The following is a 12,689-nucleotide window of genomic DNA, read 5'->3' as shown; positions in this document are numbered from 1 at the left end:
CCACAGGCCGGATATAAGTCTGCAACCTCATCCTGTCCGTCACACACCGAATATCACCTGGCAAACCGGGAGGCGTCCATATAAGACAGACATGCCAGTATCGAAAGTAAGAAGAGCACTTTCCAAGCTGTACGTTCAGGTCCTCATCGGGATCGTGGCCGGTGTCCTGCTGGGCCACTTCTACCCCGAGCTCGCCTCGCAGATGAAACCGCTGGGCGACCTGTTCATCAAGCTGATCCGGATGCTGCTTGCACCGATCATCTTTGCATCGGTCGTGGTCGGGATTGCGCGCATGAACGACCTTCATCAAGCGGGCCGGGTTGGGGTGAAAGCCCTCCTGTATTTCGAACTGGCGTCGACCATTGCGCTCATAGCGGGAATGGTGGTCGTCAATGTCATCAAACCCGGCAGCGGAATGAACATCGATCCCTCGCAGATCGATGCCGCTGCGATTTCGACCTACACGCACGCGGCGCAGCAACACGGCATGCTCGACTTCTTCATGAGCATCGTTCCGAATAGCATCGTCGGGGCATTCGCCAAAGGCGAGATGCTTCCCATCATTTTCTTTTCAGTCCTGCTCGCCATCTCGCTGGCAAAGCTCGGACCTCGTGCCGCGCCATTCGTCGACATGCTCGACATGTTCCTTCAAGGAATGTTCGGCGTCGTGCGAATCGTCATGTACGTTGCTCCGATCGGCGCGTTCGGGGGCATGGCCTTCACCATCGGCAAATACGGCATCGGCACGTTGGCATCGTTCGGCGAGTTGATGCTTTGTCTGTATCTGACTTCGTTCTTTTTCGTGTTCGTCGTGCTCGGCCTCGTCATGAAAATGTGCGGGCTATCGCTGTGGAAGTTTCTCCGCTACATCAGGGACGAGATTCTGATTACGCTCGGCACGGCGTCGACGGAAGCGGTGTTGCCGCAGATGCTGATCAAGATGGAGGCGATGGGCTGCGCTCGCCCAGTGGTCGGCATGGTCTTGCCCACCGGCTACACGTTCAATGCCGATGGAACGGCGATCTATCTGACGATGGCGGCCTTGTTCATCGCCCAGGCGATGAACGTCCACCTGAGCATCTGGGACCAGTTGCTCGTGCTCGGCGTACTGCTGCTCACGTCGAAGGGTTCTGCGGGTGTGGCCGGGGCGGGATTCGTCGCACTGGCCGCGACGCTCGCCTCGATGCACAAGATTCCCGTGGAAGGCCTCGTGCTGCTGCTCGGCGTGGACCGCTTTCTCAACGAGGCGCGCGCAGTCACGAACCTGATCGGCAATGGCGTTGCCACCGTCGTCGTCGCTCGCTGGGAGGGGCAACTCGACAGGAACCTGGCGCGCGCGGTGCTGGATCGCGACAATACGCCTCACTTCCACACACCTGGTCCTGCCGCGCAACCGGCGATCCCGCCGGCACCGACGACCGAAGCCGCTGCGCTTCTCGACGGCTCGCCGAATCATCAATAGAACTGAACTTTTCCGGGTGGGTGCCGTTAATGCAGAGACACCTCACTCCACCGCATTCAGCATGAAACTGACCATCAAGTTCCGTCTTCTCGCCACACTCGCCTTGCTCGGGTTCCTGCTGACCGTGACCGGCGTGCTGGGGATCGCCGGCATGCGTGGTTCAAACCATGCCGTTGCGCAGGCGTACACGAACGACGTGGCTGCCGCAACCGCGCTCGGCAAGTCCAACCTGAACCTGACGGTAGTGCGTACCACGCTCGACCGCGTGCTGCTGCACCCGGAAGCAGCGGACAGAGCCGCGCTCATCGATAAGGCCCGCAACTATCTTGCGGTCTCCGACAAGGCCTGGAAAGAGTACCGCGCACTGCCCGTTTCCGAGGCCGAGGCGGCCTTGTCGAAGGCCGTGGCCGACGCCCGGGAAGCGATGCTGCATGGCGCACTCGAACCGATGATGGACGCGATGAGCCGTGGCGATCATGAAGCCGCCGACCACGATGCGATGGTCGTGATGCCACCGCTGTCGGCGGCTCTCACGCAGAAAACCGCGAATCTGGACAAGTTTCGCAACGAGCAGGGCAATGTGCGTTACAAGACGGCACAGGACCGCTATGACACCCTCGTGACAATTACCGGAATCGCGATCGCCGTCGGTCTTCTGACCTGCGTCACCTGCGGTTTCACGCTGCTTCGCGCAATCGCGCGCCCGATCGATATGACGGTGCGCCATGTCGAGCGACTCGCTCAGGGTGACATGTCGCAGCAATTGCGCTTCGACAGTGATGACGAAATGGGTCGCCTCGTCAGAAGCGTCGGGCAGATGCAGAAGGACATCGGCACGATGATCGAACAGATCGCGCGCGGCAGCGAGTCGATCGCATCCGCGACCCAGCAGATCTCGGCCGGCAACGCGGACCTGTCGGCGCGCACCGAGACGCAGGCGGCGTCCATCGAGGAAACGGCGGCGAGCATGGAGCAACTCACCAATGCCGTCACGGAGAACGCCGCGCACGCGCGTGAAGCGCGCGAGCTGGCCGACGCGACGAAGGCGACGGCCGGTGCGGGTGCGGACGTGGTGCGTCAGGTCATCGCCGCGATGACCGACATTCACGACGGTGCGAAGAGGATGGGCGAGATCATTGGCGTGATCGAAGGCATCGCCTTTCAAACCAACATCCTTGCGTTGAATGCGGCTGTCGAGGCTGCTCGCGCCGGAGAGGAAGGACGTGGCTTTGCCGTCGTCGCTGGCGAGGTGCGCAATCTCGCCCAGCGCTCAGCGACAGCGGCGAAGGAAATCAAGGAGCTTATCGACGCGTCGACAGCCCGCGTCGCGGACGGTTCGCGCCTGGTCGGTCGGGCCGGTGAGACCATGGGCGAAGTACAGACGGCCGTCAGCCGCGTCACGTCGATCATGAGCGACATCGCGACGGCCTCGGCCGAACAGAGCGATGGCATCGAGGAAGTCAATCGGGCGATTACGCAGATGGACCAGATGTCGCAGCAAAATGCCGCGCTGGTCGAGCAGGCAGCCGCCGCGGCCGCGTCGCTGACCGAGCAGACCGGTCTGTTGACGAAGGCGGCGGGTCGATTTCGCTTTGCGTCCCTGTCGTGATGCCGCGCTACGGGCTCGCCTGCCGCTGCTGGCCTTAGCTGCGCGCGTCGCCGGAGGTCGTGGCGTCGGGCTCACCGGTAGGCGCTGCCTCGAGAAAGCCGCGCCCCATCTCAGCCTCGAAGCGCGAAGCGCTGCCCTCCCAGATGATGCGTGCATGTTCGAGCACGTAGACACGGTCCGCATGCGGCAGCGCAAACCTGACGTTCTGCTCGCCCAGCAGTACGGTAATGGGTGTGGACTTTTGCAGCGAATCCAGCGCTTTCGACAATTGCTCGAGAATCACGGGCGCGAGCCCCAGTGTCGGTTCGTCGAGAATCAGCAGCTTCGGCCGGGTCATCAGCGCACGCGCGATCGCGAGCATTTGCTGCTCGCCGCCGGAAAGCGTGCGCGCGGTTTGGCCCTGGCGCGATTTGAGGATCGGAAAGAGATCGAACAGCCACGACAGCTGTTTGGCGCGCACCGTATCGACGAGATGATATCCGCCGAGTTCGAGATTCTCGCGTACCGTCATGTCGCCGAATAGCTCGCGCGTTTCCGGGCATTGCACGAGGCCGGCGCGCGAGATCGCGGCACCGCTGCTGCCGCGCAGATCGCGCCCGTCGAAGCGAATCGTCCCCTTGTACGGCACGAGGCCCGAGAGCGCGTTGAAAAGCGTCGTCTTGCCCGCGCCGTTCAGACCGACAACCGATACGAACTCGCCCTCGCGCACCTGCAGACTGACGTCGTCGAGTGCGCACGCCTTGTCGTAAAGCACACGCACACCGGTCACCTCGAGGATCGTGGGCCTGGCAATGCCCGCGGCTCCGGTGCGCTGGCGCAACTCCAGCTTGCTGCCCAGATAGACCCGGCGCACTGTCTCGTTCTGCATCACTTGTTCGGCGGTGCCCTCGGCGACATGCTCGCCAAGGTACATCGCGAGCACGCGGTCGGCGAGCGCGGACAGACTTTTGACGTTGTGATCGACCAGCAGCACCGCGCGGCCTTCGGCGCGAAAGCCGCGAATCAGCTCGGAAAACGCCTCCGATTCCGCCACCGTCAGTCCCGCGAACGGCTCGTCCACCAGCACGACCTGCGGGTCGCGCGCAATCGCTTTGGCCATCTCCATGCGGCGCAGATCCGCAAATGGCAGTGTCGCGGGATGCCGATGCATGACGGCGGCAAGGCCCACACGCGAGGCAATTTCCTGCGCGCGCTGGTGCACGTGCGGTTCGGCGGCCAGCTTGACGAGCGAATCAGGAAGCAGCGCGAGCTTGATGTGTTCCAGCACCGTCTGCCGATGGAGCGGCCGCGAATGCTGAAACACGATGCCCACGCCCGCGCGCGCGATCCGGTGCGGCGCCCAGCCGGCCATCTCCACGCCATTCACCTTGACCGACCCCGCGTTGGGCCGCTCGATGCCCATGATCAGCTTCATGACGGTCGACTTGCCCGAGCCGTTTGGTCCGATCAGGCCAAGAATCTCGCCGGGCCGGATGTCGAAGCCGATATCCTTCACGGCGACGAGACCGCCGAAGCGCTTGGTCAGTCCGCGTACGGAGAGCAGCGGCGTGTCGCTCATTGGCGCTCCCTCGCACGCAGCAGATTGCCGAGCAGACCGTCTGGAAAAAACAGCAGCGCCGCCAGTGCGACCGCCGCGACGACGAATGTGTTGAGCTGGCCGAGCGGGCGCAGAAACTCGCCGGCGACGATCAGGAAGATCGAGCCGAGCACCGCGCCGAGTATCGTGCGGCGTCCGCCGAGCACGGCCGCGATGATGATCTGTACTCCCACGCTGAGATCCACCACCGTGCTCACGGAGGCCGTGCCCTGGTAGAACACCAGCATCGCGCCGGCCACGCCGGAGAAAACGGCGCTGATGCAAAAGGCCACGAGCTTGTGTCGCGTGACATTGAAACCCAGCGCCTGCGCGCCGGTCGTGTCCTGGCCGCTTGCCTGCAGGATCAGACCGACCGCTGAACGCGACAGGCCGAACAGCAGGACGGCGCAAACAATCAGGAACGCGAGCGCGATCCAGTAGTTATGGTTCGCATCGACCGACATCACGTCCGGCACCATCATGCCGATCTCGCCGCCCGTTATGCCCGCAAAGATCACGATGGCGTTTTGCAGCAGCAGCACGGCCACGAGCGTAACCAGCCCGAAGTAAGGACCGCGCAACCGCAGCGCGGGCACCGCCAGCAGCAGGCCGCCCACCAGCGCGACGCCGCCGCCAGCGAGCACGCAAACGGGTATGGGCAGACCCCATCTGGCGTCGAGGATCGCGGCCGAATAGGCGCCGAGTCCGATCAGGAACGTCGGCCCGAAGTTGACCTCGCCGGCAAAGCCGAACAACAGGTCCCACGACATGGCGAACACGCCGAAGTAATACGCAACCGTGAGCACGCCGAGGATGTAGCCCGAAAGCCACCACGGCAACGTCGCCGCCATCGCGACGAGCGCAACGGCGATCCATGCGCCACGCGAACGGAGAAGAACGGACATGAGGGTACGCTCCATTCGCACTGTTAGCGGCGTCCCAGGAAGCCCTGGGGTCTTACATACACCACGAGCACCAGCAGCAGCAACGCGGGCAGCGGCCGCAGGGTCGGCGCGATCAGATAGGCCGTAATGGTTTCCAGATAACCGACGACATACGCGGCCATCAGCGAACCGGACACGCTGCCGAGCCCGCCCAGCACCACAATGGAGAATGCGCTGGCCGTGAGCTGCCCCGCATTGTTGGTGCTCACGCCGAGGAACGAAGCGAGCAGCACGCCCGCGATACCGGCCAGCACCCCATAGATGCTCCACGCGAGAAGATAGATTCGGGAGAGTTCGAAACCGAGCAGCGTGAGACCACGAGGGTTCATCGAAGCCGCGAGCAGCGCCTTGCCCGCGCGCGTGCGGTTCACGAACAGCCACAACATGCCGATCACGGCCCAGCAGACCACCGCGATCATGATTTCGTTGAACGGCACGCGCACGCTGCCGACCATCGCCACACCGCTGATCAGCGGGCGCATCGTCACCGGGTTGTCGGTGAAGAGCCACGCCATGCCCTGCTGGATCATGATGCCCCACAGCAGCGTGCCGGTGAGCACGAAGATTTCCTTCTCTTCGCCGGGAATCGCGGCCGAGCGTTGAATGGGCCGCACCACCATCAGGTAGGTGACGAAGGCCGTCAAGAGACCCGCCAACACGCCGAGCAGCGTGCCGAGATAGGTGCCAAGTCCCGCCTCGCCCGCGAGCATCCAGCCCATCAGCGCCGCGACCAGCATCACGCCGCCGTGCGCGAGATTCAAGATGCCGGAGACGCCGAAGATCAACGTGAAACCGATCGCGCCCAGCGCGTAGAGGGAACTGATCGCAAAGCCGTCGACGAGAATCTGCAGTAGCAACATGCCCGGCCTTTCATGTTGGTTGAGGTGTCGATGCGTGCGCTGTCCGGGCCTTCGCTACGCGCGGGTCCGGACAGTCGCGATCGTCGCGCTGCTAGTTCGCGCTTGCCTGCTGCACCTTCATGAAGGTCGGGAATTTGACCACGCCGTTGGCAATCGACTTGGGCCAGATCGCAACCTGCTTGCCGTTTTGCCATTGCAGGTCGATGCCCGTGATATAGCCGGGCCCGTACTTCAGCGCGTGCGTGAACTGATCGCTCTTGCCGTAGAACTGCCAGCGTCCGATCGTGCCCACGTAGTCGGTTTTCTCGAGTGCGTCGACCATCTGGTCCGGATCGGTCGAGCCCTTGTTGCGCTTGATCGCGTCCGCGAGGATGTAGACGAGGTCGTAGCTCGTGAAGCCGCAATACGCCGGAGAAACGCCGAACTTCTTCTGATACTCATCCGTAAAAGGTACCGTTTTCGGCGTGATCGCCACGCCCGGCGCCGCGGCCGAGGCCGTGATCACGCCTTCCGTCGCGCCGTTCGTGTCCTTCCAGAAGCTCGTGGTCGTGGCCTGCGAGCTTTGGCCCGACATCGGGATCGGCACCTGCTGGTCGTGCCATTGCACGGTCGGCTGCACGCCAACGTGGCTGATGCCGGTGGTGATCGTATCGGGGTGCTTCGCCTCGATCTGGTTGAAGATCGGCGTGAAGTCGGAAGTGTCAGGATTGAAGCGGATGTGATCGAGCACCTGAAGTCCCGCTTTGGGCAGGCATTCGAGGTAGCGTTCGTCGAGCGGCTTGGTCCACGCCGCGTCCTCGCTCATGACGACCGTCGTTTTCATCTTGAACTGGCCGATCAGAACGTCGTGTGAGAAGTCGCAGATGGACTGTGCGATGAACGCCGACGTCATCCAGCCGTGGAACGTGTACTTGTAGTGGTCGTAGTCGTCGTGAACGTGCTTCGAGATGTCGTTGCTAGCCGCGCCGGGAGTGATGAAGGGCATCTTCAGGCGTCCCGACCACGGCTCCATCGCGAGCGCCACTTCGCTGATGTAGCTGCCGATCACAGCGACTACCTTGTCCTGAGTCGCCGCGCGCTGGAAGGCGCGCACGCCGTCCGAAGCCGATGAATGGTCGTCGTACGCGACGATCTGGATGGGCCGGCCATCGACGCCACCGCTGGCGTTGATCTGGTCCGCGGCGAGTTGCGCCGCCTTGCTGATCGAAGCGCCCGCCACCGAGGATTCTTCGCTGATCACGCCGATCTTGATCGGCTCTGCCGCCGCATGGGCGCCTGCCGGCAGAGCCAGGCCCGCCGCTACCATCCCCGTCGCGACGACGCAATGAAAGTTTCGCCACACACTGTTACTGGACATCATGCATCTCCGATTCGAAAGGATCGTTGAGCAACATTTGCCCGCCACATCGCAGCATTTGAAGAATGCGCACACAACAATATTCACGGGACTCGCAGCGCTCAATCGGTACAAACGATGACCGGGTCCCTACGGATTTCATGGTGCAGAGCGGAAAAAATTTTGCCGCCCGCGCCACCGGACGCGGTTTGTCCATAGTGAGAGCGATGGCTGTGGACCGCGAGACTAGCGGCCTTCATCCTCTCGCTCATTCGTGATCCGAAGCATTTGGCCGCATCGCTTTGCGGGGTTGGTGCGGCGGTTCAATGGACCAACCCGCGCCATGATCAGCCGAGGGCGGTCGCGGCGCGGAAACGGACCACGCGGCAAGCGTGCCTGCGTGCGGGTCCGAACACTACCCGGCAACCTTGCTTGCTGACACATGTACGTCATGCTAGGTTGCTGCAATTCCCGCTGCCGCATCTGGCATCTATTTTTCGCAACGCTGCGCGCGATCAAAAAAAAGCGGGGTGGGTTGCTCTGGACTCATCGTACGCGTACGCCTTTCCCCTGGAGGAATTCAAGAGCCATGGCTTCAATGATCCAGCGGACGACCCTGTTCGCCTGCCTGCGCGCGGCTTGCGTCGCGGCTTGCCTGTCGATCGCCGCCCTTGGTGCCCATGCCGCGGATCTCGTGATCGCAGGCCGGGACGACATCTACGGCCGCGGACTCGCGCAGGCGGTGGACGGCTACAAGAAACAGCACCCGGGCGTCGATATCGAGTTGCTGAAGTTGCCGAACAACGACCTGTATCAGAAACTGAAGCTGTCATTACGCGAAAACACGCGCGCCTATGACCTGGTGATGATGGACGACACCTGGTCCCCCGAATTCATCGCCAACGGATGGCTTCAGCCGCTGCCCGCCACGCTCGCGGATGCCGACATGGTGACGTCCACGATCTCCCTCGGACGCACGTCGACGGGAACCTTGTACGCGATGCCGATCGTCGGCAATGTCGAGATGTTCGCCTATCGCAAGGATCTGCTCGCGAGTCGCGGCCTGCAGCCGCCGCGCAGTTGGGACGACGTGCTGAAGATCGCGCAGACCATCGGCACTGCCGACAAGGACGTCTCGGGTGTCGTGTTTCGCGGCGTGAAGGGTAACCCCATCGTCACCGGTTTTCTGCCGATCCTTTGGGCCTATGGCGGAGATGTCGTCGACACCAACGGCAAGGTCACGATCGATTCGCCCGAAGCGCTGGCCGCGCTGAAGATGCTGCTCGCCCTGAAGAAGTGGGCGCCGAAGGACGTCGACGTATATGGCGCCGGTGAAGTGCGAGACGCCCTGCAAGGCGGCACGGCCGCGCAGGCCATCGAAGTGTGGCCCGCCTGGCTGCCCGCGCTCGACGATCCGGCGAAGTCGCGCGTCGTCGGCCAGGTCGCGCTGCAACCGCCGCCCGGTCAGGTCAAAGGGCCGGCGCCGATGCTCGGCATCTGGCAAATGGGTATTGCGAAAGATGCGGCACATGCGAAAGTGGCGGCGGATTTCCTCGCCTATCTGACTTCGTCGGCCACGCAAACACAACTGGCCGTGCTCGGCATTCCGCCGACGCGCAAGAGCGTCTTCGTCAATCCGACGCTCGTCAAGCAGTATCGCTGGTACCCGGACCAGCTGAAGGCGCTCGAAGCGGGCCGTGCGCGGCCTCGCGTGAAAGACTGGCAGCAGATCGAGGCGATTCTCGGCGACGCGTTGCAACTCGCGCTGACGGGGCAGGCCGCGCCCGACGCAGCCTTGCATCAGGCGGCGCAGAAGATCGCCCAGGCCAACGCCGCATTGCAGTGAAAGCGGCGGTGACAGCGCAGACAAGCGTGGGAGAGAGTCGATGAGCGGGTTGCGACGTTATCTGCCGCTGATCGTCCTGATGAGCCCAGCCGCGCTCGTGCTCGGCGTGCTGGCGCTCTACCCGATGGCGCGCGTGCTGATCGATTCGTTTTTCTCGGTGAATTACGCGTCGGGGCATCGCTCGTTCATCGGGCTCGCCAACTATCGATCGGTCATTGCGGACGGCGAGTTCGGCACGAGTTTCGTCAATACGATCCAGTTCATGAGCGTGGCCTCGCTCGCTGAAGTCCTGTTCGGCCTCGCGCTCGCGCTGCTGTTCGTGCGCGCGTTTCCGGGCCGGCGCATCGCCTTGCCGCTCGCCGTGCTGCCGATGATGCTCTCCACGCTCGTGTGCTCCGCCATCTGGCGCAATTGGCTCAATTACCGCGGCTTCCTGAATGCGCTGCTCACGGCGGCAGGTCTGCCGGCGGTGCCCTGGTTATCCGATCCGCACCTCGCGCTCTGGTCGCTGATGTTGGTCGATGTCTGGCAATGGACGCCGATGGCATTCCTGATCATTCTCGCGGGGCTGCAGTCGATTCCGCCTGAAATCGCCGAGGCGGCCCGCATCGACGGCGCGAACGAATGGCAGTGCCTGCGATACATCACGCTGCCGCTCGTTGCACCCCACGTCGCCCTCGCGATGCTGCTGCGCTCGATCGACACCTTCAAGCTGTTCGACAAGGTGTACGCATTGACGGGCGGCGGTCCGGGCAATGCCACGCAAACGCTGTCGACGTACATCTACGACACGGGTTTCCGGTTCTTCAACGTAGGACCCGCCAGCGCGGCTTCGGTACTGATGCTGCTCACGTGCGCGGTGCTGGTCTCGGGATACATATGGAAATCGGCCGTCAAGCGCGACCGTTGATGCCTCTCGCACGCTTGCAGGGTTTCGCGCGACGCTCGTCCGCTGCCGCAGTGCGAGGGCTGTTGCGGATCGCTGCGCTGGCGGTGTTGCTGCTGCCGTGCATCTGGATGGCTGGCGCGGCCTTCACGCCGACGCTGGAACGCCTCGCCCATCCGCTCGCGTTGTGGCCTTCGGCGCCCACGTTCGAGCATTTCGCGGCGGTGTGGCAAAGCGGCATGGCCCAGTCGGTGCTGAACTCCGTGTGGGTCGCGCCAGGCGCCACGTTGCTCGCGCTCGCGCTGGCTTTTCCGGCCGCTTATGCCCTCGCGCGGCTTGCATTTCCCGCGCGCCTCGATCTGCTGTTCCTGCTGCTCGTGCTGGCACTGAAGCTGATGCCGCCGATTACGGTGGCCGTACCGCTGTTTTCGCTGGCCAAGTGGCTCCATCTGCTCGATTCGCTGTTTGGGCTGATACTCGCCTATCAGCTGTACGCGCTGCCGATGGCGATCTGGATGTTGCTGCCGTTCGTGCGCGACGTGCCGATCGAATTCGAGGAGGCCGCGGCGCTCGACGGCGCGAACCTCGCGCAGCGCATCGTCTTCATCGTCGTGCCGCTGTGCGCGCCAGGTCTCGTTGCCACCGCCATCTTCGTGTTCATCATCGCGTGGAACGAGTTTCTGCTGGCGCTGTTGTTCGTCTCGTCGCCGAGTCATTTCACGCTGCCGCTCGCCATGGCGGGTTATGTGACCGAGAACGGCATCGACTGGGGTGAACTGATGAGCGCGGGGCTGATTTCGTCGGTGCCGACGCTTCTGCTCGCGGGCTATGTGCAGCGCTATCTGCTGCAGGGCTTTTCGGGCGGGTTGAAGTAGGGGCTCCGACTTCACGCCGCCGCTGCAGCAGACGCTTTGCTTATCCAGAGGTTTTCTTGCGCCCTGCCCTGACTGATCACACCGTTTCGCCGGCTGACTGGATGTCGGCCATCGATGGCAGCCGCTTGCTGTCCGCACTGACCTTGCCGGGCAGCCACGACACCTGCGCCTACACGATCGATGACCGGCTCGCGCGCACGCAGCATGCCACGCTCGACGATCAGTTGCACCATGGCGTGCGGGTCCTCGACATCCGCTGCCGCCATGTGCGTGATCGCTTCGCGATTCATCACGGCGGCATCTCGCTGGGCCTGACTTTCGACGATGTGGTGCGGACATGCGCTCAGTTTCTCGCGCTTCACCGCGGCGAATGTATCGTCATGTCCGTCAAGGACGAATGGCCCGCGCGCGACTGCGCCCGCGCATTTGCCGCGACCTTCGAATGGTATGTGGAAAAACATGCGGATGTGCGCTGGCACCTTGCTTCCGGGCGGCCGCTGCTGGAGGCGGTACGCGGGAGCATCGTGCTACTGCGGCGCTTCGCGAGTGAAGAGCCGCTCGGCATCGACCTGACAGTCTGGCCCGAGAACGCGATGTTCGATATCGACGTCGTGCCCACGCCATTCACCATTCAGGACGAGTTTCGCGTGCCGGTGCCGACATCGATCGCTTACAAATGGCGCGCCATCGATTCACTGTTGAACCTCGCCCCCGCTCTGTGCGGCGAGCGGTGGGTCATCAACTTTTGCAGCGGCACGGGGATGGCGGCGGCGCCGGTCGTCGTGGCGTGTGGCGATACACGGCATCGCGGCATTCACGAGCAACTTGCGGAGCGACTCGCGGCTCGTCCGGAACCATGCGGCACGCTGATGCTCGACTTTTGCGACTGGCAGGACTGGCGCCTCGTTGATGCGTTGATCGACTGCAACTGGAGCCGATAAGGTTTCGCTGCGGGTATGACGTTGCCCGCGAACGTCAGCGTGGTTCCTTGTTTGCCTGAGGCTGCCGCGGTGGCGGCTTCGATTCTTGTCCGCGTTGCGCCGGTTCACGCGTACAGGCGTCCGGCGGCGTGACATAAGGAACGTCGTCGCGGCAACACGCATAGATCGGAAACCCATACGCGTTCGTGCCGACGATGGTCGTTGGCCCGTGCAGCGGGCACACCGCCTTCATGGCGCCCCCTTGAAACTCATCGATCAATCGCTTCCATCTTACGCTCGCGCGCGAACGGTGTTCCATGTGCGCCTGCGTTGCCCTTCGAAATCCGGTCCCGTTCACCGCTGCCGACACGCATT

General features: G+C 63.3%; 10 protein-coding genes. 6 read left to right on the top strand and 4 right to left on the bottom strand.

Annotated elements, in window-relative coordinates; genetic code table 11:
- Positions 1-91: 91 nt before the first annotated feature.
- Positions 92-1,462 (top strand): dicarboxylate/amino acid:cation symporter, encoded by a 1,371-nt coding sequence (locus HDG34_RS35810; protein WP_184067944.1) that lies wholly within the window; start codon positions 92-94, stop codon positions 1,460-1,462.
- 61 nt (positions 1,463-1,523) lie between these two features.
- Positions 1,524-3,071 carry a methyl-accepting chemotaxis protein gene (locus tag HDG34_RS35805; protein ID WP_184067940.1) on the top strand — a complete coding sequence of 516 codons (1,548 nt, stop codon included), beginning with the start codon at positions 1,524-1,526 and terminating at the stop codon, positions 3,069-3,071.
- A 34-nt stretch (positions 3,072-3,105) separates the two neighbouring features.
- Here the strand turns inward: HDG34_RS35805 and HDG34_RS35800 are convergent, their stop codons facing one another.
- The 4 genes from HDG34_RS35800 to HDG34_RS35785 all read right to left on the bottom strand — a co-directional run bounded on the left by HDG34_RS35800 (position 3,106) and on the right by HDG34_RS35785 (position 7,808).
- A complete protein-coding gene (locus HDG34_RS35800) occupies positions 3,106-4,629 on the bottom strand; it encodes an ATP-binding cassette domain-containing protein (protein ID WP_184067937.1) in 1,524 nt (507 codons plus the stop codon).
- Positions 4,626-5,552, bottom strand: coding sequence for a branched-chain amino acid ABC transporter permease (locus HDG34_RS35795; RefSeq protein ID WP_184067935.1), 927 nt, complete (start codon positions 5,550-5,552; stop codon positions 4,626-4,628). The genes HDG34_RS35800 and HDG34_RS35795 overlap by 4 nt, the downstream gene beginning before the upstream one ends.
- A gap of 23 nt (positions 5,553-5,575) precedes the next feature.
- Positions 5,576-6,451: a branched-chain amino acid ABC transporter permease gene (locus HDG34_RS35790; RefSeq protein ID WP_184067932.1), complete on the bottom strand. Its 876-nt coding sequence runs from the start codon at positions 6,449-6,451 to the stop codon at positions 5,576-5,578.
- Positions 6,452-6,542: 91 nt separating this feature from the next.
- Complete coding sequence (locus HDG34_RS35785) at positions 6,543-7,808, bottom strand: ABC transporter substrate-binding protein (protein WP_184067962.1); 1,266 nt, start codon at positions 7,806-7,808, stop codon at positions 6,543-6,545.
- A 568-nt stretch (positions 7,809-8,376) separates the two neighbouring features.
- On the opposite strand from HDG34_RS35785, the gene HDG34_RS35780 reads away from it, so the two are divergent.
- From HDG34_RS35780 to HDG34_RS35765, 4 genes are read left to right on the top strand one after another with little or no spacing between them, the layout of a single operon-like run.
- Positions 8,377-9,633, top strand: a complete 1,257-nt coding sequence (locus tag HDG34_RS35780) for an ABC transporter substrate-binding protein (RefSeq protein WP_184067929.1) — start codon at positions 8,377-8,379, stop codon at positions 9,631-9,633.
- Between the two features lie 40 nt (positions 9,634-9,673).
- A complete protein-coding gene (locus HDG34_RS35775) occupies positions 9,674-10,543 on the top strand; it encodes a carbohydrate ABC transporter permease (RefSeq protein WP_090810929.1) in 870 nt (289 codons plus the stop codon).
- A complete protein-coding gene (locus tag HDG34_RS35770; RefSeq protein ID WP_184067926.1) occupies positions 10,543-11,394 on the top strand; it encodes a carbohydrate ABC transporter permease in 852 nt (283 codons plus the stop codon). Before HDG34_RS35775 ends, HDG34_RS35770 begins: the two co-directional genes overlap by 1 nt.
- 56 nt (positions 11,395-11,450) lie before the next feature.
- Positions 11,451-12,335 carry a phosphatidylinositol-specific phospholipase C gene (locus tag HDG34_RS35765; protein ID WP_409259717.1) on the top strand — a complete coding sequence of 295 codons (885 nt, stop codon included), beginning with the start codon at positions 11,451-11,453 and terminating at the stop codon, positions 12,333-12,335.
- Positions 12,336-12,689 lie beyond the last annotated feature (354 nt).

Source organism: Paraburkholderia sp. HC6.4b, assembly GCF_014200875.1.
In the GTDB taxonomy this organism is placed as follows: domain Bacteria; phylum Pseudomonadota; class Gammaproteobacteria; order Burkholderiales; family Burkholderiaceae; genus Paraburkholderia; species Paraburkholderia tuberum.
Note: the sequence above shows the minus strand (reverse complement) of the source record. Positions and strands in the feature narration are given on the sequence as shown.